This is a genomic window from Pseudomonas sp. D1-36 (assembly GCF_051132205.1).
In the GTDB taxonomy this organism is placed as follows: Bacteria; Pseudomonadota; Gammaproteobacteria; order Pseudomonadales; family Pseudomonadaceae; genus Aquipseudomonas.
Genome location: NZ_CP071674.1, coordinates 362486 through 387353, shown reverse-complemented (window position 1 = coordinate 387353; position 24868 = coordinate 362486). Strand labels below are relative to the sequence as shown.

The window sequence follows — 24868 nt, the reverse complement described above, 5'->3', positions numbered from 1 at the left end:
TCACATTTCTCGCAAGCGTTATTCCAGCGCTTTCCAGATATCGGTGGCGTATTCGCGAATGGTCCGGTCCGAGGAGAACCAGCCCATGCGCGCGGTGTTGAGCACCGCCGAGCGCCACCATTGCTTGGAGTCGTGCCACTTCTCTTCGACCTTCACCTGGGCGTTCCAGTAGGCATCGAAATCGGCGCAGACCAGGAAGCGGTCGTAGTCCACCAGCGAATCCACCAATCCGGTGTAGCGCATCGGATCGTCCGGGGAAAACACCCCGCCCCGAATCGCCTGCAACACATCGTTGAGGCGATGGGAGGCGGCGATGTCCGGCGCGGCGCTGAACTCACCGTTGCGCTTGCGCGCTTCCACCTGCTCGGCAGTCAGGCCGAAGATGAACATGTGCTCATCGCCGACGCGCTCGTGCATCTCCACGTTAGCGCCATCCATGGTGCCGATGGTCAGCGCGCCGTTGAGGCCGAACTTCATATTACTGGTGCCCGACGCCTCGAAACCGGCGGTGGAAATCTGCTCCGACAAGTCCGCCGCCGGAATGATGCTTTCGGCCAGGCTGACGTTGTAGTTGGGCAGGAAAACCACTTTGAGCAGACCGCGCACGGTCGGGTCGTTGTTCACCACCCGGGCGATGTCGTTGGTCAGCTTGATGATCAGCTTGGCCTGGTGGTAACTGGCGGCGGCCTTGCCGGCGAAGATCTTTACCCGCGGTACCCAGTCCACTTCCGGCTCGGCACGAATCGCCTGGTACAGCGCCACGGTGTGCAGCAGGTTGAGCAACTGGCGTTTGTACTCGTGGATGCGCTTGACCTGCACGTCGAACATCGCCGCCGGGTTGACGGCGATGCCCAGGCGCTCGTGAATCAAGTAAGCCAAGGCTTTCTTGCTGTGCAGGCGCTGCTCGGCGAACTGCTTGCGGAACGCCGGCTTGTCGGCGAACGGCTCCAGCTCGATCAGCCGTTCCTCGGGGTTGTCGAGCACGCCAGGCCCCAGAGCGTCGACCATCATCGAGGTCAATTCAGCGTTGGCCTGGAACAGCCAGCGGCGGAAAGTGATGCCGTTCGTCTTGTTGTTGATTCGCTCTGGATAGAGCTTGTGCAGCTCGGAGAACACCGTGCTGCGCATCAACTGGGTGTGCAACCCGGACACGCCGTTGACGCTGTGGGAGCCGAGGAACGCCAGGTTGCCCATGCGCACCCGGCGACCGTTGTCTTCCTCGATCAGCGACACCGAGCGCAGCACGTCGAAATCATGCACGCCCTTGGCCCGCAGCGAATCGATGTGCTGGGCGTTGATCAGGTAGATGATCTGCATGTGCCGAGGCAGCATGCGCTCCATCAACCCTACCGGCCAGGTTTCCAGGGCCTCAGGCAGCAACGTGTGGTTGGTGTAGGACAGTGTGTCCTGGGTGATCTGCCAGGCCGCGTCCCACGCCACATCGTAGACGTCCACCAATTGGCGCATCAGCTCGGCCACGGCAATGGACGGGTGCGTGTCGTTGAGCTGGATCGCCGCGTGATCGCCCAGGGTCAGCACCGAGGTGTGCATGTTGCGATGACGACGCAGCAAGTCCTGCAGCGAAGCGGCGACAAAGAAGTACTCCTGGCGCAGGCGCAACTCCTGGCCGGCCTCGGTGCTGTCGGCCGGATACAGCACGCGGGAAATACTTTCGGCCCGGGCCACTTCGGCTACGGCGCCGAGGTGGTCGCCGGCATTGAAGCGCTCCAGGTGCAGTTCTTCCATGGCCCGGGCACGCCACAGGCGCAGGGTATTGACGCTCGCGCCGCGCCAGCCGACCACCGGCGTGTCATAGGCGATGGCCCGCACGGTTTCGGCCGGGGACCACACCTGGCGAGTCTTGCCGGTTTCGTCGGTGACGGTTTCGACGCTGCCGCCAAAGCCGATTGGGTAGACGACTTCAGGCCGCTCGAATTCCCAGGGGTTGCCGAAATCCAGCCAGTGCTCGGTCTGCTCCTGTTGCCAGCCATCGACAATCGCCTGGCGGAACAAGCCGTGTTCGTAACGAATACCGTAGCCATGACCGGCGATACCCAGTGTCGACATGCTTTCCATGAAGCACGCCGCCAGACGGCCAAGGCCGCCGTTGCCCAGGGCCGCGTCGGGCTCCAGCAGACGGATGCGTTCCAGGTCGACACCCAGCTCGGTCAGCGCTTCGCGGGCGGTGTCCAGCAGGCCGAGGTTGCTCAGGCTGTCGTAGAGCAGGCGGCCGATGAGGAATTCCAAGGAGAGGTAATAGACACGCTTCTGGCCCTTGCGGTAGATCTGCCGCGTGTGGTCCATCCAGTGTTCGACCATGTGGTCGCGGGCGGCAAGGGCGATGGCTTCGAACCAATCGTGATCAAACGCATGATCGGGATCCTTGCCGACGGCATAAGTGAGTTTGGTCAACACAGCGTCGCGAAATGCCGCAACCTCAGCTTCGCGAACAAGTGGTTCTTGAGTCATTGATGAGACCTCGAACGAGCATGGAATTGTCTGAGCCTAGTCGGTCTGACAGACGGTAAAGGCTCTTGGTTCGGTGGTTTTTCCGTCGGCGCCGGAGAATCGTCGCCAAGGAATTGCCGATGGACGAATGAATGCAGGGGCCGTGCCGGTAAGGGCGGGTTTTGTCGGGACGCAAAAAAAACCGGCAGATGGTCGTTCAAAATTTCACCAGTCCCGGTATGATCGCGCGCCCTGATGCATGCTGGTACACACCGATGATGAAGCCCAACCTGATCGCCGCCGCGGAGATCGACCGACTCGATACCTGGGCCAAGTACTCCGCCCCGATGTGCGGTTCCTGCGTGTCGAGCTGCTGCACGCTGCCGGTGGAGGTGAAGATCAAGGATCTGATCCGGATTGGCATCGTCGATGAGTTCGAACTGGGCGACCCGCCGAAGAACATCGCCAAGCGCCTGCAAAAGGAAGGGATCGTCGAGCGCTACAACCAGAAATCGGAAATCTTCACGTTGCAACGCATGAGCAACAACGATTGCCTGTACCTGGACCGAAAGAGCCGGCTGTGCACCATCTATGAGAAGCGCCCGGACACCTGCCGCAACCATCCACGGGTCGGGCCACGGCCGGGTTATTGCGCGTACAAGCCCAAGGAAGTGGAGCGCGAGCGGAATCCGCGGACGCTGGACAAATTTTGATCGACTGAGGGTTTAGCGGCGCCTGCAATACCGTCTTCGCGAGCAGGCTCGCTCCCACAAGGGCCTTATGTTGTTCACAATCTTGCGTCCGACAAAGAACCACTGTGGGAGCGAGCCTGCTCGCGAAGGGGCCCTCACAGGCACTCCATAAAACCGGGCACAAAAAAACGCCCCCGGTCTCACAACCGGGGGCGTTTTTCATTCAGCCTGGGCTAAATCAGGCCTTGGCTTTCTTGGCGGCGCGGGTACGCTCGCTTTCGTCCAGGATCTTCTTGCGCAGGCGGATCGACTTAGGCGTCACTTCGCACAGCTCGTCATCCTGGATGAATTCCAGGGCCTGTTCCAGAGTGAAGCGAACAGGTGGAACCAGGGCGATGGTTTCGTCTTTACCCGAAGCACGCATGTTGTCGAGCTTCTTGCCCTTGGTAGGGTTCACGCCCAGGTCGTTGTCACGGCTGTTCAGACCAACGATCTGGCCGCCGTAGATTTCCTGGCCGTGCTCGACGAACAGCTTGCCACGCGCCTGGAGAGTTTCCAGGGAGTAGGTCAGTGCCTTACCGGTTTCAACCGAAACCAGAACGCCATTCTGACGGCCGGACATGTCGCCCGACTTCATCACGTCGTAACGGTCGAAGATCGAGGTCAGGATGCCAGCACCGTTGGTCAGGGTCAGGAACTGGTTACGGAAACCGATCAGACCGCGAGCAGGGATGTTGTATTCCAGACGTACACGGCCTTTGCCATCCGGCACCATGTTGGTCAGGTCGCCCTTACGCAGGCCCATCTCTTCCATCACCTTGCCCTGGGATTCTTCCGGCAGGTCGATGGTGACGTTTTCGAACGGTTCGTGCTTCACGCCGTCAACCAGACGGATGATCACTTCCGGACGGCCTACAGCCATTTCGAAGCCTTCGCGACGCATGGTTTCGATCAGTACCGAAAGGTGCAGTTCGCCACGGCCGGAAACCTTGAACTTATCAGCCGAGTCGCCTTCTTCAACGCGCAGTGCAACGTTGTACAGCAGCTCTTTGTCCAGACGTTCCTTGATGTTACGGGACGTCACGAACTTGCCTTCTTTACCGCAGAATGGCGAGTCGTTGACCTGGAAGGTCATGGAAACGGTCGGCTCGTCGACGGTCAACGGCTTCATCGCTTCAACGGTGTCCGGGTGGCACAGGGTGTCGGAGATGAACAGCGAGTCCATACCGCTGATGCAGACGATGTCGCCGGCGGCAGCTTCTTCGACGTCAACGCGGTGCAGGCCATGGTGACCCATCAGCTTCAGGATACGACCGTTGCGGCGCTTGCCGTCGGCGCCGATAGCCACGACCGGGGTGTTCGGCTTGACGCGACCACGGGCGATACGGCCAACACCGATCACACCCAGGAAGCTGTTGTAGTCCAGTGCCGAGATCTGCATCTGGAACGGACCGTCACGGTCAACGGCCGGTGCAGGTACGTTGTCGACGATCGACTGGTACAGCGGGGTCATGTCTTCAGCCATGTCGGTGTGGTCCAGACCGGCAATGCCGTTCAGGGCCGAGGCGTAGACGACTTTGAAGTCCAGCTGTTCTTCGGTGGCGCCCAGGTTGTCGAACAGGTCGAAGATCTGATCCAGAACCCAGTCCGGACGCGCGCCTGGACGGTCAACCTTGTTGATGCACACGATCGGACGCAGGCCGGCTTCGAAGGCCTTCTTGGTCACGAAACGGGTTTGCGGCATAGGGCCGTCCTGGGCGTCAACCAGCAGCAGCACGGAGTCGACCATCGACATCACGCGCTCTACTTCACCACCGAAGTCGGCGTGGCCCGGGGTGTCCACGATGTTGATGTGGTAGCCGTTCCAGTTGATGGCGGTGTTTTTCGCCAGGATGGTAATACCGCGCTCTTTTTCCTGGTCGTTGGAGTCCATCACGCGCTCGTCGTTGAGCTCGTTGCGCTCCAGGGTGCCGGATTGACGCAAGAGTTTGTCTACCAGGGTGGTCTTACCATGGTCAACGTGAGCAATGATGGCGATGTTGCGTAGATTTTCGATCACTTGTGTATCTCGATCAGAGGATTCGGTGTGCTGACAGGTCGTGGCAGCGATTTACAGTAGAGTCCGACAGTTACAGCGTGTCGGCGGCGTCGGGGGGCCGGTGACGCAGGCCACAGGCAAACAGCCCCGGGCACTTAGCTCGGTCGATAAACGCGCACATTGGCATGCCCCTCACTGAGCAAATGGTGAGCATGCAGGCGACTCATCACGCCTTTGTCGCAATACAGCAGGTACTGGCGAGTAGGGTCCAGTTCCTTGAAACGCGCGTTCACTGCATAGAACGGCATCGTTTGTACCTCGACGCCGGCGATGCTCAGCGGGTCGTCCTCAGCATCGTCCGGGTGACGGATGTCGATGATGATCTGACCGGCCAGCGCTTCGCCGACTTCTTCAATCTGGATGTCCTGGCCCAATTCGTCGATGACCCGATCGATCGGTACCAGCCTGGCGTTCTCGATCGCGCGCTCGAGTACCGCCATGTCGAATTCTTTCTCTTCGTGCTCCACGCGCCCGCGCTTGGCCGCCGTCTTCGGATTGACCGAGATGACCCCGCAGTACTCGGGCATGTGCCGGGCGAAATCGGCGGTGCCGATCTCGTTCGCCGTGTCGATGATGTCCTGCTTGTGGCTGGCGATCAGCGGGCGCAGCACGAGTTTCTCGGTCACGCAGTCGATTACCGACAGGTTCGGCAGCGTCTGGCTCGATACCTGGGAAATCGCCTCGCCGGTCACCAGCGCGTCGATGTGCAGCCGGTCGGCGATGCTCGTCGCGGCACGCAACATCATACGCTTCAAAATGACGCCCATATGACTGTTATCGACTTTGCCGAGAATCTCGCCCAGGACTTCTTCGAACGGCACGCTCACAAATAACACGCGCTGGGAGCTGCCGTACTTCTTCCAGATGAAGTGCGCCACTTCCATCACGCCCAGCTCATGGGCGCGCCCGCCGAGGTTGAAGAAGCAGAAATGGCTCATCAGGCCGCGACGCATGATCTGGTAAGCGGCGACGGTGGAATCGAAGCCACCGGACATCAGCACCAGCGTTTGCTCCAGTGACCCCAACGGGTAACCGCCGATGCTGTCGTGCTGGCTGTGGATCACGAACAACCGCTGGTCGCGAATTTCGATGCGCACTTCAACCTGCGGATCTTTCAGCGAAATCCCGGCGGCGCCGCACTGCCGGCGCAGCTGGCTGCCGACATAACGTTCCACGTCCATGGAACTGAACGGGTGCTTGCCGGCGCGCTTGCAGCGGACCGAAAAGATCTTTCCGGCCAGTGCATCACCATAATGGAGCATGCACTTGGCGAGGATATCGTCGAAGTCCCCCAGCGGGTACTCGTCAACTTGCAGGAAATGCGCGATGCCCGGCATGCAGCTCAGGCGCTCGGTCATTTCCTTCAGCAGCTTGGGTTCGCTGACGCGGGTTTCCAGTTCGAGGTTGTCCCACACACCGTTCACCACCACGGCCGGGTCCAGGTCACGGAGCACGGCACGGATGTTCTTGGCCAACTGGCGGATGAAACGCATCCGTACCGGGCGGCTCTTGATGGTGATCTCGGGGAAGACTTTTACGATTAGTTTCATGAAAACAGCGCGCGAACGGCCAGCCGAAAAAGGGGGCGCGGATTATAGCGGAAATTGCTCAAGGTTTAACCAGTTTATGTGCAGATGGTTTTTCATGCACCAAAACGGGTCATTATCGATTGACGGCGCCACATTGCAGTGCGTTATTGTCTGACAATCTTTGATTTGCGCCTGTAAAAGCGTGGATTTGGTGCAAAAAACCCATGGTGGGGCACTGGCATGCAATTTGCTCCCTTGTGAGGCAGGTTGCCTTGGCAGAGTATTCGCGCCGGCATCACCCATATCTAAGGGCACTCCACTACCCGCCCGAAGCCACCCGGAGGACATATGTCGAAGTCGGTTCAACTCATCAAAGATCATGACGTCAAGTGGATTGATCTGCGCTTCACTGACACCAAAGGCACTCAACATCACGTGACCATGCCGGCCCGTGATGCGCTGGACGACGAATTCTTCGAAATCGGCAAGATGTTCGACGGTTCTTCCATCTCCGGCTGGAAAGGCATCGAAGCCTCCGACATGATCCTGATGCCGGACGACGAAACCGCCGTCCTGGACCCGTTCACCGAAGAGCCGACCCTGATCCTGGTCTGCGACATCATCGAACCTTCGACCATGCAAGGTTATGACCGCGACCCACGCGCCATTGCCCACCGCGCCGAGGAATACCTGAAGTCCACCGGTATCGGCGACACCGCTTTCTTCGGTCCAGAGCCTGAGTTCTTCATCTTTGACTCGGTCAAGTTCAAGTCCGATATCTCCGGCTCCATGTTCAAGATCTTCTCCGAACAAGGTTCGTGGATGTCCGACCAGGACGTGGAAGGCGGCAACAAAGGCCACCGTCCAGGTATCAAAGGCGGCTACTTCCCGGTTCCACCGTTCGACTTCGACCACGAAATCCGTACCTCCATGTGCAACGCACTGGAAGAAATGGGCCAGACCGTCGAAGTTCACCACCACGAAGTGGCAACTGCCGGCCAGAACGAAATCGGTGTGAAATTCAACACACTGGTGAAGAAGGCTGACGAAGTCCAGACCCTGAAGTACTGCGTACACAACGTTGCCGACGCCTACGGCCGCACCGCGACCTTCATGCCGAAGCCTCTGTACGGCGACAACGGTTCGGGCATGCACGTGCACATGTCGATCTCCAAGGACGGCAAGAACACCTTCGCTGGCGAAGGTTATGCCGGTCTGTCGGACACTGCCCTGTACTTCATCGGTGGCATCATCAAGCACGGTAAGGCCCTGAACGGCTTCACCAACCCGTCGACCAACTCCTACAAGCGTCTGGTACCAGGCTTCGAAGCCCCGGTCATGCTGGCCTACTCGGCTCGCAACCGTTCCGCCTCGATCCGTATCCCTTACGTTAACAGCCCAAAAGCCCGCCGTATCGAAGCGCGCTTCCCGGATCCGGCTGCCAACCCATACCTGGCCTTCGCTGCACTGATGATGGCCGGCCTGGACGGTATCCAGAACAAGATCCACCCTGGCGATGCCGCTGACAAAAACCTGTATGACCTGCCGCCTGAAGAGGCCAAGGAAATCCCACAGGTTTGTGGCAGCCTGAAAGAAGCCCTGGAAGAGCTGGACAAGGGCCGTGCGTTCCTGACCAAGGGCGGCGTATTCAGCGATGACTTCATCGACGCTTACATCGCACTGAAAAGCGAAGAAGAAATCAAGGTTCGCACCTTCGTACACCCACTGGAATACGAGCTGTACTACAGCTGCTGATCCAGTAAGCGCCGCCACGCACGGCGTGAACTAAAGAGAGGCCTCCTTCGGGAGGCCTTTTTTATGGGCGCAGGATGCGTGCATGATGGTGCGCCGCTTCCCTTACAAGACGAGATCGCCAATGACTTCCCGCTTGAAGATTTGCCTCGCCCTGTCTGCCGCACTGCTGTGTTCCACAGCCGAGGCCAGCAACGCCCCCGACGCCCTGACGCCGTTGCTCAATGCCATCGGCGAACGCCTGCTGATCGCAGATCAAGTGGCATTGAGCAAATGGGACAGTGGCAAACCCGTAGAGGACCGTCCGCGCGAGCGCGAAGTCATTGCCGCCGCCGTGGCCCAGGCGCCCACCTACAAGCTGAACGGCGAGACGGTGGAGGCGTTTTTCGCCGCCCAGATAGAAGCCAACAAACTGGTCCAATACATCAACTTGTCCGACTGGGCCCTGGACGGCAAGGCGCCAGACCTGCCGCGCCCGGACCTGGTAGGCGAGATCCGCCCTAAACTCGACCGCCTGCAAAAACGCCTGCTGCAACAACTGGCCGACTTCGCGCCCTACCGCACCGATCCACAGTGCCCGCAATGGCTGGCCCAGGCCACCCACCACAACAAACAGCACCCGGTGCACCGGCTGGCCCTGATCCGGGCAACCGGCGGACTGTGTATCTCCCCGAAATCCTGAGAAATATTTCCAAAACCCTGTGGGAGCGAGCCTGCTCGCGAATGGGCCGGCAGCCTCAGCATCGCGGCGTCTGACACGCCGCTTTCGCGAGCAGGCTCGCTCCCACGCTGGATTTGCGTCGGCCAAAAACCAGGCACACCACAACCCACAAAGGTTGATGCAACTTCTTTGGCCAACCGCCCACCCTGGCCTATGCTGCTACCCATCACTTTTGTTTTACGGTCAATCCTCCATGGGTCGCGGTTCAATTCTCCTTTTATTGCTGCTGACGCTGCCCGCCGCCGCGCAGATCTACAAATACACCGACGCCAACGGCAACACCGCCTACAGCAACCAGCCGCCCGACGGCGTGCCGGCCCAGGCGGTGGAGTTGCCGCCGCTCAACAGCGTTGAAACCCAGGCTCCGACCACCCCGGAAACGCCCGCACCTGCGCAAAACAACGACGCGCCGCGCAACGCCTACGACCTGCTGGAACTGACCGACATTCCAACCGATGAGGCCCTGCGCGCCAACAATGGCACCTTCACCGTCGGCGTTCGGACACAACCGCGCCTGCAAAGCCCCCATCTGTTCAGGTTGCTGCTGGACGGCCAGCCCTATGGCCAGCCTAGCAATGTGCCACGGCTGCAATTGATGAACATCGATCGCGGCGAGCACAGCCTCGCAGTCCAGGTCATCGACGGCGAGCGCCTGGTGCAGCAGAGCGAAACCGTCACCTTCACCGTGCAGCGGGTACACGTTCCTTGAGCCGCTGGTTACTCGCCGCAGCCCTGCTGTTGAGCGCATCGCCGGGCCTGGCGCAGGTCTATACCTACATCGACGCCCAGGGCAATCGTGTCTTCACCGACCAGCCCCGCCCCGGCAATGCCAAGAAACTGCAGCTATCACCGGGCAACCGGATGCAGGCGCCGCCCCCGGGTACAACCTCAACGGCGCCACCGGAGGAACCGCGACCCGAACCATTGTTTCGTTACGAGATGCTCCGGCTGCTGATTCCCGAACCGGACGCCACGATACGCAGCACCGCCGGGGAGCTGATCGTCACCGCCACCAGCGAACCCGGCCTGCAGAAAGGCCATCGCTACCGCCTGCTGCTGGATGGCAAACCCACCGGCGCCGCAGGGCCCAGCCCGGTATTCGCGTTGAAGAATATCGACCGTGGCAGCCATCAACTGGCGGTTGAAATCCTCGATGAGCAAGACCGTATCGTCGAACGCACCGCCAACCAACCCTTCCACATGCAGCGCATGTCCCTGGCACAGAAGCGCCGCGTCAAACCTTGTACAAAGGCCGATTACGGCCAACGTCCCGAATGCCCGCTCGCCGACAAGCCCAAGGAAGAAGAAAGCAGCATCCTGCCGTTCTTCTAATGCCCCTGGAGATGGAGCACCATATTGGTGCGGGCTCCGCACGCCCTACCCAGATACCAACCCATTTTGGTTCGAAACTACCCGAAAGCGCTGGCAGAACGCCGCGTAAACGAGCGCACAAAGGCTGATTGAGGCTTTAAACGCTTCTTTTCGGAGCCTTGGTTTGGTTTTTGCATTTTCCTGGTATCAGCGCATTAATCGCGCGCGCAATTTGAGGGCTTGCCTCCAATTGCTACGCTTTAAAAGAGGTCCTGATGACCATTAGCGACGCACTACACCGCTTGCTGCTCGACAATCTCACCACCGCGACCATCCTGCTCGACGCCGAACTGCGCCTTGAGTACATGAACCCGGCGGCGGAGATGCTCTTGGCTGTCAGTGGCCAGCGCAGCCATGGGCAGTTCATCAGCGAACTGTTTACTGAATCCGCCGAAGCGCTCAACTCCCTGCGCCAGGCCGTCGAGCAGGCCCACCCATTCACCAAGCGCGAAGCCATGCTTACCGCCCTGACCGGCCAGACCCTGACCGTCGACTACGCGGTAACGCCTATCCTGAACAACCACGCCACCCTCCTGTTGCTCGAAGTCCATCCCCGTGATCGCCTGCTGCGCATCACCAAGGAAGAGGCGCAATTGTCCAAGCAGGAAACCAGCAAGATGCTGGTGCGCGGCCTCGCCCACGAGATCAAGAATCCGCTTGGCGGCATACGTGGCGCGGCGCAGTTGCTCGCCCGTGAGCTGCCGGAAGAAAGCCTCAAGGACTACACCAACGTCATCATCGAAGAAGCCGACCGCCTGCGGAACCTGGTGGACCGCATGCTCGGCTCGAACAAGCTTCCGTCCCTGGCGATGTGCAACGTCCACGAAGTGCTGGAGCGCGTCAGCAGCCTGGTCGAAGCGGAAAGCCAGGGCTGCATCACGTTGGTGCGCGACTACGACCCGAGCATTCCCGACGTCCTGATCGACCGCGAGCAGATGATCCAGGCCGTGCTGAACATCGTGCGCAACGCCATGCAGGCCATCAGCAGCCAGAACGAGCTGCGCCTGGGCCGCATCAGCCTTCGCACCCGCGCCATGCGCCAGTTCACCATCGGCCATGTGCGTCATCGCCTGGTGACCAAGATCGAAATCATCGACAACGGCCCGGGGATCCCTGCCGAGCTGCAGGAAACCATCTTCTTTCCCATGGTCAGCGGCCGCCCGGACGGTACCGGGCTGGGGCTGTCCATCACCCAGAACATCATCAGTCAGCATCAGGGCTTGATCGAATGTGAAAGCCACCCTGGCCACACCACTTTCTCGATCTTCCTGCCACTGGAACAAGGAGCCACATCGACATGAGCCGTAGTGAAACCGTGTGGATCGTCGATGACGACCGTTCTATCCGCTGGGTCCTGGAAAAAGCCTTGCAACAGGAAGGCATGACCACCCAGAGCTTCGACAGCGCCGATGGGGTGATGAGCCGCCTGGCCCGTCAGCAGCCGGACGTCATCATCTCCGACATCCGCATGCCCGGCGCCAGTGGCCTGGACCTGCTGGCCAGGATCCGCGAGCAGCATCCGCGCTTGCCGGTGATCATAATGACCGCTCATTCGGACCTGGACAGCGCTGTCGCGTCCTACCAGGGCGGTGCGTTCGAATACCTGCCCAAGCCGTTCGACGTCGACGAAGCCGTGTCCCTGGTCAAGCGCGCCAACCAGCATGCCCAGGAACAACAAGGCCTGGAAGAAGTGCCAGCCCTGGCCCGCACCCCGGAAATCATCGGCGAAGCGCCGGCGATGCAGGAAGTGTTTCGCGCCATCGGCCGCCTGAGCCATTCCAACATCACCGTGCTGATCAACGGCGAGTCGGGCACTGGCAAGGAATTGGTTGCCCATGCCCTCCACCGTCACAGTCCCCGGGCGGCGTCGCCATTCATTGCTTTGAACATGGCGGCGATTCCCAAGGATCTGATGGAATCCGAGCTGTTCGGCCATGAAAAAGGTGCGTTTACCGGCGCGGCCAACCTTCGACGCGGACGCTTCGAACAGGCCGATGGCGGCACCTTGTTCCTTGACGAAATCGGCGACATGCCGGCCGACACCCAGACCCGCCTGCTTCGGGTATTGGCGGACGGTGAGTTCTATCGCGTGGGCGGCCATACGCCGGTCAAAGTGGATGTGCGGATCATCGCCGCGACCCACCAGAACCTGGAAACCCTGGTCCACGCCGGTAAATTCCGGGAAGACTTGTTCCATCGCCTGAACGTGATCCGCATCCACATACCGCGCCTGGCCGACCGCCGCGAAGACATCCCGACCCTGGCCCGGCATTTCCTTGGCCGTGCCGCTCAGGAACTGGCCGTGGAGCCCAAGCTGCTCAAGAGCGAAACCGAGGAATACCTCAAGAACCTGCCATGGCCCGGCAACGTGCGCCAATTGGAGAACACTTGCCGCTGGATCACGGTAATGGCTTCGGGGCGCGAAGTGCATATCAGCGACCTGCCACCCGAGCTGTTGAGCCTGCCACAAGATTCGGCGCCGGTGACCAATTGGGAACAGGCCCTGCGCCAGTGGGCCGACCAGGCGTTGGCCCGCGGCCAATCGAGCCTGCTGGACAGCGCCGTGCCGAGCTTCGAACGCATCATGATCGAGACCGCCCTCAAGCACACCGCCGGCCGCCGCCGCGACGCCGCCGTGCTGCTGGGCTGGGGCCGCAATACCTTGACCCGCAAGATCAAGGAATTGGGGATGAAGGTCGATGGTGGGGATGATGATGAGGGAGATGAGGGTTGATCAGCCTTTGATCCTTCACTGAATTTGAAGGCCCAATCGCGAGCAGGCTCGCTCCCACAGGTTTTGGGAACGACACAGAGCTACTGTGGGAGCAGCCTGCTCGCGATGCTTTTAAAGGTTTTGTGCACCGCTTCAATGCACTGCGGGCTGCAATTGCCCCACTGTAACAAGCCAAAAGCCGGTGGACCATGCTAGGAAAACCAGCCCACACAAAAGCCAAAGCCCCGGAATACGGGGCTTTGCTCATTCACAGCAGTGTTTTCGTGACAAGCCGTTTAAAACTGGCACGCCCCCTGCAATAGCTAGGTCACTACCCAGTTTTGGGGACCTTGGTACAGGCAGGCCGGGGATTCCCCTCTTTTATACCGGGCTCTCGAGCCCGCTGTTTTGGGGGCCTTGATACAGGCAGGTCAAGGTTTCCCTTCTTTACACCCAGGGCTCTGCGCCAAGCGCGAGCCCTCCCGTTTTGGGAACCTTGGTACAGGCAGGCCGGGGATTCCCTCTTTTATTGCTCTTGGAGACGGATCTCCAGCCGCCAGCGGTCATCGACTTCGCTGCCGGCCCATTCCCCTCGCAACGGACGCGCCGCCACCAGCGTCAGCAACAGCCCCTTGTCACTCAACCGCACCCGCCAATTCACGTCCTTGCCGTTGAGCTTGAGCTGGCCCTTCTGCGGTCGACCTTCGGCCTGGAACAACAGTGCCACGGAGCCGTCGACGATTTCCCCGTGGAGCTTGGGTTCATTGTTGAACCAGGCTACCAACACGCCATCGCCCGCCTCGATCTGTTGCAGCGCACTGGGGTCAGGCGTGGTCAGACGGCCGATCATTAGCCCGACCATCATGCCGAAGATCGCCAGCGAGCCCAGCACCCGAGGCAATAGCTTCGAACGTCGGTCGGTTTGCGGCGTAGAATGCCGCTCATCTTTATCTGCGGAGCCGTGCATGTTTCACGTCATCCTTTTTCAACCGGAAATACCGCCCAATACCGGCAACGTCATCAGGCTGTGCGCCAACAGCGGCTGCCACCTGCATTTGATCGAACCACTGGGCTTCGAGATGGACGACAAGCGCCTGCGCCGCGCGGGCCTCGATTATCACGAGTATGCCACTTTGCAGCGGCACGCCGACCTCGCCAGTTGCCTGGAAAGCCTGGGGCACCCACGTCTGTTCGCGTTCACCACCAAGGGTTCACGGCCGTTTCATGACGCCAGTTTCGTCGCCGGTGATGCGTTTCTGTTCGGCCCCGAAAGTCGCGGCCTGCCGGCCGATGTGCTCGACGCCCTGCCGGCGGAACAGCGCCTGCGCCTGCCGATGCGCGAAGGCTGCCGCAGCCTGAACCTGTCCAACACCGTGGCAGTGGCGGTTTACGAGGCGTGGCGGCAGAACGGCTTCCGGTAACAAGATTGACAATCCCGGGCCAGAAACCCCTGTGGGAGCGAGCCTGCTCGCGATAGCGGTGTATCAGTCAACTCACTGCTGACTGACATACCGCTTTCGCGAGCAGGCTCGCTCCCACAGGTTTTGTGCCTGGCTATGGAACGGATTACTGAACGGTCGCGCCGCCTTCCTCTTGCATGCGCTGCAGCTCTTGTGCGTACAGAGCATCGAAGTTCACCGGAGCCAGCATCAGGGCCGGGAACGAACCGCGGGTCACCAGGCTGTCCAGGGTTTCGCGAGCGTAAGGGAACAGGATGTTCGGGCAGAAGGCGCCCAGGGTGTGGCTCATCGAAGCGGCGTCGAGGTTCTTGATCAGGAAGATACCGGCTTGCTGGACTTCGGCAATGAACGCCACTTCGTCACCGTTTTTCACGGTCACGGACAGGGTCAGCACCACTTCGTGGAAATCTTCTTCCAGGGCTTTCTGACGGGTGTTCAGGTCCAGGGCCACGCTCGGCTCCCACTGCTGACGAAAGATCGCCGGGCTTTTCGGGGCCTCGAAGGACAGGTCACGGACATAGATGCGCTGCAAGGAGAATTGCGGTGCGGCTTCTTCTTCAGTGGCAGCAGTGTTCTGTTGGTCAGTCATCGCAGATCCTTCTTACTTCAGTTCTATTGATAAGGAATTCAAGCCTTGAGCAGCGCGTCAAGCTTGCCGGCGCGCTCCAAGGCATACAGGTCATCGCAACCGCCCACGTGAGTGCCGCCGATCCAGATCTGCGGCACGGAAGTACGCCGGGCCTTCTGGGTCATTTCGGCGCGCAGTTGCGGCTTGCCGTCGACCTTGATCTCTTCGAAAGCCACGCCTTTGCTTTGGAGCAAGTGCTTGGCTCGGGAGCAGTAGGGGCAGTAATCGCTGGAATAGACAACAACGTGGGGCATGTCACTTCACCAGGGGCAGATTGTCGGCTTTCCAGCTTGCAACGCCACCGGACAGTTTGGCGGCGGTGAAGCCGGACTTCATCAGTTCGCGGGCGAGGGTCCCGGCCTGCTGGCCTTGGGCGTCGACCAGGATCACCGTCTTGGCCTTGTGCTTTTCCAGTTCGCCTACGCGTGCGACCAGTTTGTCCTGAGGGATGTTCAGCGCGCCGACAATGTGACCGGCGGCGTAGTCCTTGCTCGGACGAATATCGACCACGACGCCGGCGTCCTTGTTGACCAGCGCGGTCAGCTCGCCAGTGCTCAGGCTGCGACCGCCGCCCTGCATCGTGTGGGCAACCAGCAAAGCCAGCAGTACGACGAAGATACCGACGAGAATGTAGTGGTTAGTGGCAAATTCAATCAGGTGAGCAACCATCGAAGGAGGTTCCAGGGCGTTAAAATGTCGGCCAGTATACACAGCACGCAAGGCCGGCCAAACCCCGCCCGGCGGTGACGGCACCGGAACTTACCTTTAAACTGCCCGTCCCTTTTCCATCGTCTTCTTTTAACCAGCCACGAGTGGATTCCATGACTACCACGCCTAAACCTTTGGTCCTGATGATTCTGGACGGCTTCGGTCACAGTGACAGCCACGAATCCAACGCCGTATACGCGGCCAGGAAGCCTGTGCTCGATCGCCTGTGGGCCACCGTGCCGAACGGCTTGATCTCCGGCAGCGGCATGGACGTCGGCCTGCCGGACGGGCAGATGGGCAACTCCGAGGTCGGCCACATGAACCTCGGCGCGGGCCGCGTGGTTTACCAGGACTTTACCCGCGTGACCAAGTCGATCCGCGACGGCGATTTCTTCGAAAACCCCACCATCTGCGCCGCCGTGGACAAAGCCGTGGCCGCTGGCAAGGCCGTGCACTTCATGGGCCTGCTGTCGGACGGCGGCGTGCACAGCCACCAGGACCACCTGGTCGCCATGGCCGAACTCGCTGCCAAGCGCGGCGCCCAGAACATCTACCTGCACGCCTTCCTCGATGGCCGCGACACGCCGCCCAAGAGCGCCGAGTCGTCGATCAAAGTACTGGACGACACCTTCAAGGCGTTGGGCAAGGGCCGGATCGCCAGCCTGATCGGCCGTTATTTCGCCATGGACCGTGACAATCGCTGGGACCGCGTCGCCCAGGCCTACAACCTGATCGTCGACGGCAATGCCGAATTCCATGCCGCCACCGCGCAAGAGGGTCTGCAAGCGGCTTATGAACGCGGCGAAAGCGACGAATTCGTCAAGGCCACCACCCTCGGCGAGCCGGTAAAAGTCGAAGACGGCGACGCCGTGGTGTTCATGAACTTCCGTGCCGACCGTGCCCGCGAACTGACCCGCGTATTTGTCGAAGATGATTTCAAGGAATTCGACCGCGCCCGCCAGCCGAAACTGGCCGGCTTCGTGATGCTGACTCAATACGCCGCCAGCATTCCCGCGCCATCCGCCTTTGCCGCCGGCAGCCTGGACAACGTGCTGGGCGACTACTTGGCGAAAAACGGCAAGACCCAGCTGCGCATCGCCGAAACCGAAAAGTACGCCCACGTGACGTTCTTCTTCTCCGGTGGCCGTGAAGAACCCTTCCCGGGCGAAGAACGCATCCTGATCCCCTCGCCGAAAGTCGCCACCTATGACCTGCAGCCGGAAATGAGCGCGCCGGAAGTGACCGACCGCATCGTCGATGCCATCGAGAACCAGCGCTACGACGTAATCGTGGTCAACTACGCCAACGGCGACATGGTGGGCCATAGCGGCGTGTTCGAGGCGGCGGTCAAGGCCGTTGAATGCTTGGACACCTGCGTGGGTCGCATCGTCGACGCCTTGGAAAAAGTAGGCGGCGAAGCCCTGATCACGGCGGACCATGGCAATGTCGAGCAAATGTCCGATGAGTCCACCGGCCAGGCCCACACCGCCCACACCACCGAGCCGGTGCCGTTCATTTATGTCGGCAAGCGCGACTTCAAGGTCCGCGACGGCGGCGTGCTGGCTGACGTGGCACCGACCATGCTGATGTTGCTGGGCATGGAGAAACCGGCGGAGATGACCGGGACTTCGATCCTGGTCTGACGAAACGTCGCAGGTTTGAGCACAGCTTGTGTGGCGAGGGAGCTTGCTCCCGCTCGATGGCGCAGCCATCGCAAAGGCTTCTGGCCTGATCTACTGTCGAGGGGCTGCTTCGCAGCCCAGCGGGAGCAAGCTCCCTCGCCACAGCAAGCTCGCTCCCACATTGGGGTTTGGTGTTTTTCGGGCCAGTTATCACACAGCCCTAAATGGGCGTTTTTTTTGCAGCGTGGGGCGGGCATACTAGGCCGTCCCTTTCCCTGGTGCCACCCGCCTCTATGCTCCGCGTCCTGATAGCCCTTGTCCTGACCTGCCTGCTCCAACCGGCCTTCGCCGACGAGCGCGCGCAAACCCAACAGCAGTTGGAAGCCACGCGCCAGGACATCGCCGAGCTGAAGAAACTGCTGGGCAAGCTGCAGGAAGAAAAATCCAGTGTGCAGAAAGACTTGCGCGGCACCGAGACCGAGATGGGCAAGCTGGAGAAGCAGGTCGAGGCCCTGCAGAAAGAGCTGAAGAAAAGCGAATCCGAGCTGCAACGGCTCGATGGAGAGAAAAAAAAACTCCAGAGCGCGCGCACTGAACAGCAAAAGCTGATCGCGATCCAGGCCCGAGCGGCCTACCAGAACGGTCGCCAGGAATACCTCAAGCTGCTCCTCAACCAGCAGAATCCCGAGAAATTCGCCCGCACCCTCACTTATTACGACTACCTGAGCCAGGCACGCCTGGAACAGCTCAAAAATTTCAACGAAACCCTGCGCCAACTGGCCAATGTCGAAAAAGACATCGAGTTGCAGCAAGCCCAATTGCTGGTCCAGAAAAGCAGTCTCGACACCCAGCGCGAAGAACTCGAGAAAGTCCGCAAGGAGCGCCAGGTTGCCCTGGCCAAACTCAATGACGACGTGAAAGCCCGCGACAGCAAGCTCAAGGCCCGCGAGCAAGACCAGGCCGAACTGGCCAACGTCTTGAAGACGATCGAGGAAACACTGGCCCGCCAGGCCCGAGAGGCTGAAGAAGCGCGCCAGAAAGCGCTGATCGCCCAGCAGGAAGCCGAAAAAAAGCGTTTACGTGAAGCCCAGGCCGACGCGGACGCCGGCGACGCGCCGCGCAAACCTGCAAAATCGAGCCCCGGCACGCTGGTTTCCAGCGGTGGAGAAACCTTCGGCGGTGCTTTTGGTTCGGCCCGGGGAAAACTTCCATGGCCGGTCAATGGTCGATTGCTTGCGCGCTTCGGTGAAACCCGCGGCGACGATACCCGCACCAAGTGGGACGGCGTGATGATCAGCGCCTCCGCCGGCAGCCAGGTGCACGCCGTGCATGGCGGGCGCGTGGTGTTTGCCGATTGGCTGCGCGGCGCCGGCCTGTTGGTGATTCTCGACCACGGCAACGGTTACTTGAGCCTGTACGGCCACAACCAGACGCTGCTCAAGGCGGCGGGCGATGTGGTCAAGGCCGGCGAGTCCATCTCCACGGTCGGCAACAGTGGCGGGCAGGATACGCCAGCACTGTATTTCGCTATTCGTCAGCAGGGTCGCCCCAGCGACCCGGCCCAATGGTGTCGTGCGCAAGGATAAGCGCGCCCATCCTATTAAGGAGTTCGTTCGACATGCTGCATTTGTCCCGCCTCACCTCGCTGGCCCTGACGATCGCCCTCGTGATCGGCGCGCCCCTGGCCTTCGCCGCCGAACCGGCCCCGTCGGCACCCGCCGCCACCGCCGCGACCACCAAGGCTCCGCTGCCGCTGGACGAACTGCGCACCTTCGCCGAGGTCATGGACCGGATCAAGGCTGCCTACGTCGAGCCCGTGGATGACAAACAGCTGCTGGAAAACGCCATCAAAGGCATGCTCAGCAACCTTGACCCGCACTCGGCCTACCTGGGGCCGGAGGATTTTGCCGAGTTGCAGGAAAGCACCAGTGGCGAGTTCGGCGGCCTGGGTATCGAAGTCGGCAGCGAAGACGGCTTCGTCAAAGTCGTCTCGCCAATCGACGATACGCCCGCTTCCAAGGCCGGCATCCAGGCCGGTGACTTCATCGTCAAGATCAACGGCCAGCCGACACGCGGCCAGAGCATGACCGAAGCCGTAGACAAGATGCGCGGCAAGATCGGCCAGAAAATCACCCTGACGCTGGTGCGCGACGGCGGCACGCCATTCGACGTGACCCTCACGCGAGCGGTCATCCAGGTCAGGAGCGTGAAGAGCCAGTTGTTGGAGTCGGGCTACGGCTACATCCGCATCACGCAGTTCCAAGTCAAGACCGGCGAAGAAGTCGCCAAGGCCCTGGCCAAGTTGCGCAAGGACAACGGCAAGAAGCTCAACGGGCTGGTTCTGGACCTGCGCAACAACCCCGGCGGCGTCCTGCAATCGGCCGTCGAGGTGGTGGATCACTTCATCACCAAGGGCCTGATCGTCTACACCAAGGGGCGCATTGCCAATTCCGAGCTGCGCTTCTCGGCCACTGGCAACGACCTGAGCGAAGCCGTGCCATTGGTGGTGCTGATCAACGGCGGCAGTGCCTCGGCCTCGGAAATCGTCGCCGGCGCCCTGCAGGACCAGAAACGCGGCGTGGTCATGGGCACCACCAGTTTTGGCAAGGGCTCGGTGCAGACCGTGTTGCCGCTGAACAACGATCGAGCGTTGAAGATCACCACCGCGCTGTACTTCACCCCTAACGGCCGCTCCATCCAGGCCCAGGGCATCGTTCCGGACATCGAAGTGCGCAAGGCCAAGATCACCAGCGAAGCGGACAGCGAATACTTCAAGGAAGCCGACCTGCAAGGTCACTTGGGCAATGGCAACGGCGGCGCCGACAAGCCGACCGGTTCCGGTGCCAAGGCCAAGCCAATGCCGCAGGACGACGACTATCAGTTGGCCCAGGCCTTGAGCTTGCTCAAGGGGTTGAACATCACTTCCGGCCGCTGAGATGTTCCGGCGGTTTACCTTCGTCCTGCTGTGCCTGCTGGCGGGAGCCGTTAACGCGGCGCCCGCTACACCTTCTTCGCCGCATAAGGCGTACCTGAGCCTGATTATCGACGACCTGGGGCAAAACCTGCCTCGGGATCTCCGGGTACTGGCCCTCCCTGGGCCCGTCACCGCTGCGATCATGCCCGACACACCCCATGCCGCCGAACTTGCCCGCGAAGCCCATCGCGCCGGCAAACTGGTCATGCTCCACATGCCCATGGACCCGGCCAACGGGCCGTTCGCCTGGCATCCGGAACTGCCTGTCGAAGAACTGGGCAAGCGCCTGGACGCCGCGTTTGCCGCAGTGCCCTATACCAGCGGCGTCAACAACCACATGGGTAGCCGCATGACCGCCCAACCCAGGGCCATGGCGTGGTTGATGGCGAACCTGCAACAGCGGCACAAGTTTTTCGTCGACAGCCGCACCAGCGCCCAGACGGTCGCCGGCGCCGAGGCCCAGAAAATCGGCCTCGCCAGCGTGTCGCGGGATGTGTTCCTGGATGACGAGCGCACCGAAGCAGCCATCGCCCATCAGCTCCAGACCGCCATCGACCTGGCCCGCCGGCAGGGCTCGGCCGTGATGATCGGCCACCCCTACCCACAGACCCTGGCGGTACTCGAACGCGAACTACCCAAGCTCAAGGCTCAGGGCATCGAATGGATCGACATAAAATCGATGATCAGCCTGCGCAGCAACCGAGCAATGGCCGGGCATGGGAAAGATGGGGTTTATCGGTAGCGACGGTAACCGCGTCGCCGCCATCGCGAGCAAGTTCGCTCCCACAGGGGATCTGCGGTGAACACAAACCTTGTGCCCGATGCAGAACCATTGTGGGAGCGAGCCTGCTCGCGATGGCGGCCGCGCGGCGGGTGAAGTGCTTAGAGATACCGCGCCATGATCGCGTCCACCGTACCGTCCTTGCGCAGTTCGTCCAGGGCCGCTTGGAGTCGGGCAACCACATCGTCCGGCACGTCCTTGTTCAACGCCAGGTACAGCTCGGCACTGTTGAATCGCAGCACGGTCTTGAGATCGCTAACTCCTTCCTGCCGCGCCAGGTAACGCCCGGCCGGGTCTCCGGTGGCCCACAGATCGATCTGGCCGCTGATCAGCTTCCTGGCGTTGTCCTGATCGCGCAACACGACGACAGGCTTGAGTCCTTGCTTGGCCAATGTCTCGGCAATAGCGTCGCCCTTGTAGGCGCCAATCTTGTATTCACGCGCCTGCTCAAGCGAGTCTAGGGCAATTTTGCTGTCTGCCTTGGCTAGCATGACCCAGTCGTCCGGGCCGATAGGGCCGACCCATTTGAAGAGTTTCTCGCGCTCCGGCAACCGCGCCGTGACGAACACCCCGTAGCCGGGTTTCTCCAGGGCGAGCTTGTAGATTCGTTCCCAAGGAAAGCGCAATGTCAGGCTGTAAGTAATGTCGGCGCGCTTGAAGATCTCGCGCACGATGTCCACGGCGATGCCATGGATGTTTTCGTCCTGGGCGAAGTTCTTGCCGTTCTTGGCCATGTTGTATGGCGGGAAATTTTCCGTCAGCAATACCACGCCGACATCGCGATGTTCTTGAGCCTGCGCCCCGTTGATGAACAACAGCACGGTGCCGGCAAGAAAGAAAACCAAACGTCTGAACATGTCTGACTACCGAAGATCCATGGCGAGCCAAGAGTGCCTCAGGGCCGCAATCATGTCTACGGTCGTTACTTGCCGCCGGCTCAACCTTTCAGGCTAGAGGTTCCAGCCTTCAAGGGTGAGGTAATTAGTTACCACCAGCCAACAGGCGCGCTCTGGTTAATTGAAACACCGGCCTGACCGGTTTCTATTCATTTAATCAGAGGCAGCGTTTTATGAGATCGATCTTATTTCCCTTAATGGCCGTGCTGTGCGTGTCGGCTTTGCAAGGTATTGCTCACAGCAAGGACTATGGCGATGGCCTGCAAAACTTCGCAGCGTCCAGGGTCTTGGAAAATGCGGATGGCAAATATGACCATTGGCGAGGCATCGGTCGGCTGTATACCGACAGTTATTGCACCGCCACACTGCTCGATACTCAGGATTCCACTGTGGCCGGACCAACGCCCGCCTATGTGGTCACCACGGGTTTCTGTACGAGGCAAATCGACGAAAGCAACATGACGGACACCCCCATAAGCGGCCACATCTATTTCAGTTACTTCGCTGACACCTTGTTATTCCAGATCTACCCGGTAAAAAAAGTGGCATGGCGGAGTATGCATGGCACCAATCTTTCTATCATCGAGCTGAACGTCAGCCTTCAGGAACTCATCAGGGCCGGTATAAAACCATTGAAATTGGCCCAGGGACAGCCGACTGATGGAACCGATGTGTTGACGGTAGGAGCCTCGTTGGGTTTTCCAAAGAACACACTGCGCATGGCCGCGTGCACACTGCAATCTGCCGACGAGGTCATCAAAGGTCAGTTTGTCTGGCGAAACAACATAATGAATCAATGCTCGGATCTGGCGGGAGGCAGTGAAGGAGGCCCCATCCTTGATCGTTACACCAACGAGATTGTCGGTGTGCTGAACACCAGTGCCACACCCGAGGGCTTCACCCCATGCGAATGGTATGTGCCTTGTATGCGCACCAACAGTGGCTATAAACCAATCCCCGACAACCACTATGGAACTTCAACGGCTTTTCTCAACGGGTGCTTCGTGCAAGGCCATCTGGTCAAGGACGTGACGGCATCTTGCGCGCTTTACCCGTCATTTTCCGTTGACCTGGAAAAAAACAGCCCGGCGCGGTATCAGCGTCTTGTAAAACAGCCTGACGGGACCATAGCAATCCCGACTTGGAACTACCGCTTCAAGATCAGCACTGCCTTTTATCGCCACAAGACAGTTCGTACCGCAAAGCACTGCGAAAACGGCCAAAACTATAGCGATCCAATCAGCTCGGTCGACGCGTTTATAGACACTGATATCGGCACTCAGCCAGGCGTCTATTTCCTATGCATTATTGGTGTTGACTCCTCGGGACCGGCAGAGCCACTCACTACCCTTTCGCTGCCGGTAGAAATCCTGGACGGCGCTCCGACAGCCCAGCCAAATCTGTCGATCTACGCGGGCATCGGAGTCGCACTGGAACAATCCGAGGATCAATACCATACCTACGCCATCAAGTTCGGCCCGCCGGAAACGACAGACTGCACTGAAGCGCAAGAGTACGAACCCTATGACCAGAGAGGTTATTTGTTCGAAAACGAAGAACTGCCGCAGAAATTCTGCAGCATCGCTTACGACAAAATGAATCAGGAATCCAAGCCCAGGGAAGACTTGCTAAGTCCTGCCACAAGCCGGCAGGAGACCAGCCCGACACTCTGACAGGCACCGGGCTGTTTTCGATGAAGAAACCTATCGAATGCAGATACCGCGCTGCGCCATATAAGCTTTGGCCTCCGGCACGGTGTACTCGCCGAAGTGGAAGATACTCGCCGCCAATACCGCACTGGCGTGACCTTCGAGAATGCCGTCAGCCAAGTGCTGCAGGTTGCCGACACCGCCGGAAGCGATGACTGGAATGCCCAGTGCATCGCTGATGGCGCGGGTGACGCCCAGGTCGAAGCCGTTTTTCATGCCGTCCTGGTCCATGCTGGTCAGCAGGATCTCACCGGCGCCCAGGGCTTCCATTTTCTTTGCCCATTCAACAGCGTCCAGCCCCGTGGGTTTGCGCCCACCATGGGTGAAGATTTCCCAGCGCGGGGTTTCGCCGGGGGCGGAAACCTTCTTCGCGTCGATGGCCACGACGATGCACTGCGAGCCGAAGTGCTGCGCTGCTTCACCGACAAATTCGGGGTTGAACACCGCGGCGGTATTGATCGACACCTTGTCCGCCCCGGCATTGAGCAGGTTGCGGATGTCCTGAACGGAGCGCACGCCGCCGCCCACGGTCAGCGGGATGAACACCTGGCTGGCCATGCGCTCGACGGTATGCAGTGTGGTATCGCGGCCATCGACACTGGCCGTGATGTCGAGGAAGGTAATCTCATCGGCACCCTGCTCGTCGTAGCGGCGAGCAATTTCCACCGGGTCGCCGGCGTCACGGATGTTCTCGAATTTGACGCCCTTGACCACCCGGCCGTTGTCCACGTCCAGGCAAGGGATGATGCGTTTGGCCAGCGCCATG

Annotated in this window: 22 protein-coding genes; 13 read left to right on the top strand and 9 right to left on the bottom strand. The window is 60.3% G+C overall.

Features of this window, described 5'->3' with window-relative positions; genetic code table 11:
- Positions 1-18: 18 nt before the first annotated feature.
- Complete coding sequence (locus tag J3P76_RS01785) at positions 19-2469, bottom strand: glycogen/starch/alpha-glucan phosphorylase (protein ID WP_434561124.1); 2451 nt, start codon at positions 2467-2469, stop codon at positions 19-21.
- Positions 2470-2723: 254 nt separating this feature from the next.
- Between J3P76_RS01785 and J3P76_RS01780 the strand changes: the two genes are divergently transcribed.
- A complete protein-coding gene (locus J3P76_RS01780; protein WP_003196865.1) occupies positions 2724-3161 on the top strand; it encodes a YkgJ family cysteine cluster protein in 438 nt (145 codons plus the stop codon).
- Positions 3162-3378: 217 nt separating this feature from the next.
- Here J3P76_RS01780 and typA read toward each other — a convergent pair whose 3' ends face one another.
- Both typA and thiI read right to left on the bottom strand, forming a co-directional pair.
- Complete coding sequence (gene typA / locus J3P76_RS01775) at positions 3379-5199, bottom strand: translational GTPase TypA (protein ID WP_420766323.1); 1821 nt, start codon at positions 5197-5199, stop codon at positions 3379-3381.
- 134 nt (positions 5200-5333) lie between these two features.
- Positions 5334-6788, bottom strand: coding sequence for a tRNA uracil 4-sulfurtransferase ThiI (thiI, locus tag J3P76_RS01770; RefSeq protein ID WP_420766324.1), 1455 nt, complete (start codon positions 6786-6788; stop codon positions 5334-5336).
- Positions 6789-7115: 327 nt separating this feature from the next.
- On the opposite strand from thiI, the gene glnA reads away from it, so the two are divergent.
- The 6 genes from glnA (at position 7116) to ntrC (ending at position 13345) form a co-directional block, all read left to right on the top strand.
- Complete coding sequence (glnA, locus tag J3P76_RS01765; protein WP_014336114.1) at positions 7116-8522, top strand: type I glutamate--ammonia ligase; 1407 nt, start codon at positions 7116-7118, stop codon at positions 8520-8522.
- Positions 8523-8643: 121 nt separating this feature from the next.
- On the top strand, positions 8644-9201 hold the full coding sequence (locus J3P76_RS01760) for a chorismate mutase (RefSeq protein ID WP_434608251.1): 558 nt from the start codon (positions 8644-8646) through the stop codon (positions 9199-9201).
- A 232-nt stretch (positions 9202-9433) separates the two neighbouring features.
- Positions 9434-9949 carry a DUF4124 domain-containing protein gene (locus J3P76_RS01755; RefSeq protein WP_434608252.1) on the top strand — a complete coding sequence of 172 codons (516 nt, stop codon included), beginning with the start codon at positions 9434-9436 and terminating at the stop codon, positions 9947-9949.
- Positions 9946-10572, top strand: coding sequence for a DUF4124 domain-containing protein (locus J3P76_RS01750; RefSeq protein WP_420766326.1), 627 nt, complete (start codon positions 9946-9948; stop codon positions 10570-10572). Before J3P76_RS01755 ends, J3P76_RS01750 begins: the two co-directional genes overlap by 4 nt.
- A gap of 254 nt (positions 10573-10826) precedes the next feature.
- Positions 10827-11912, top strand: coding sequence for a nitrogen regulation protein NR(II) (gene glnL, locus J3P76_RS01745; RefSeq protein WP_420766327.1), 1086 nt, complete (start codon positions 10827-10829; stop codon positions 11910-11912).
- The gene (gene ntrC / locus J3P76_RS01740; protein WP_420766328.1) at positions 11909-13345 is read left to right on the top strand and encodes a nitrogen regulation protein NR(I); all 1437 of its coding nucleotides are present in this window, start codon (positions 11909-11911) and stop codon (positions 13343-13345) included. The genes glnL and ntrC overlap by 4 nt, the downstream gene beginning before the upstream one ends.
- Before the next feature lie 505 nt (positions 13346-13850).
- Here the strand turns inward: ntrC and J3P76_RS01735 are convergent.
- Positions 13851-14291 (bottom strand): hypothetical protein, encoded by a 441-nt coding sequence (locus J3P76_RS01735; RefSeq protein WP_434608255.1) that lies wholly within the window; start codon positions 14289-14291, stop codon positions 13851-13853.
- Between J3P76_RS01735 and trmL the strand changes: the two genes are divergently transcribed.
- Positions 14290-14745 carry a tRNA (uridine(34)/cytosine(34)/5-carboxymethylaminomethyluridine(34)-2'-O)-methyltransferase TrmL gene (gene trmL / locus J3P76_RS01730; protein ID WP_420766330.1) on the top strand — a complete coding sequence of 152 codons (456 nt, stop codon included), beginning with the start codon at positions 14290-14292 and terminating at the stop codon, positions 14743-14745. The genes J3P76_RS01735 and trmL overlap by 2 nt on opposite strands.
- Before the next feature lie 145 nt (positions 14746-14890).
- On the opposite strand, the gene secB is transcribed toward trmL, so the two are convergent.
- The 3 genes from secB to J3P76_RS01715 are packed head-to-tail and all read right to left on the bottom strand — an operon-like array spanning position 14891 to position 16081.
- Positions 14891-15373, bottom strand: coding sequence for a protein-export chaperone SecB (gene secB / locus J3P76_RS01725; protein WP_420766331.1), 483 nt, complete (start codon positions 15371-15373; stop codon positions 14891-14893).
- Positions 15374-15411: 38 nt separating this feature from the next.
- Complete coding sequence (gene grxC, locus J3P76_RS01720) at positions 15412-15666, bottom strand: glutaredoxin 3 (protein WP_434608259.1); 255 nt, start codon at positions 15664-15666, stop codon at positions 15412-15414.
- A 1-nt stretch (position 15667) separates the two neighbouring features.
- Entirely contained in the window at positions 15668-16081 is a 414-nt protein-coding gene (locus J3P76_RS01715) for a rhodanese-like domain-containing protein (protein WP_420766332.1), read from the bottom strand.
- A gap of 152 nt (positions 16082-16233) precedes the next feature.
- Between J3P76_RS01715 and gpmI the strand changes: the two genes are divergently transcribed.
- The 4 genes from gpmI to J3P76_RS01695 all read left to right on the top strand — a co-directional run bounded on the left by gpmI (position 16234) and on the right by J3P76_RS01695 (position 21458).
- Positions 16234-17763, top strand: a complete 1530-nt coding sequence (gpmI, locus tag J3P76_RS01710) for a 2,3-bisphosphoglycerate-independent phosphoglycerate mutase (protein WP_434675750.1) — start codon at positions 16234-16236, stop codon at positions 17761-17763.
- Between the two features lie 272 nt (positions 17764-18035).
- Positions 18036-19328, top strand: a complete 1293-nt coding sequence (locus tag J3P76_RS01705; RefSeq protein WP_434701443.1) for a murein hydrolase activator EnvC family protein — start codon at positions 18036-18038, stop codon at positions 19326-19328.
- A gap of 32 nt (positions 19329-19360) precedes the next feature.
- The gene (locus tag J3P76_RS01700) at positions 19361-20677 is read left to right on the top strand and encodes a S41 family peptidase (protein ID WP_420766335.1); all 1317 of its coding nucleotides are present in this window, start codon (positions 19361-19363) and stop codon (positions 20675-20677) included.
- Position 20678: 1 nt separating this feature from the next.
- Complete coding sequence (locus J3P76_RS01695) at positions 20679-21458, top strand: divergent polysaccharide deacetylase family protein (RefSeq protein ID WP_434608269.1); 780 nt, start codon at positions 20679-20681, stop codon at positions 21456-21458.
- A gap of 140 nt (positions 21459-21598) precedes the next feature.
- Here J3P76_RS01695 and J3P76_RS01690 read toward each other — a convergent pair whose 3' ends face one another.
- Positions 21599-22354, bottom strand: a complete 756-nt coding sequence (locus J3P76_RS01690; RefSeq protein ID WP_420766337.1) for a substrate-binding periplasmic protein — start codon at positions 22352-22354, stop codon at positions 21599-21601.
- A gap of 212 nt (positions 22355-22566) precedes the next feature.
- On the opposite strand from J3P76_RS01690, the gene J3P76_RS01685 reads away from it, so the two are divergent.
- Entirely contained in the window at positions 22567-24066 is a 1500-nt protein-coding gene (locus J3P76_RS01685; protein ID WP_434608272.1) for a trypsin-like serine peptidase, read from the top strand.
- A 30-nt stretch (positions 24067-24096) separates the two neighbouring features.
- Here the strand turns inward: J3P76_RS01685 and hisF are convergent, their stop codons facing one another.
- The gene (gene hisF / locus J3P76_RS01680; protein WP_420766339.1) at positions 24097-24867 is read right to left on the bottom strand and encodes an imidazole glycerol phosphate synthase subunit HisF; all 771 of its coding nucleotides are present in this window, start codon (positions 24865-24867) and stop codon (positions 24097-24099) included.
- Position 24868 lies beyond the last annotated feature (1 nt).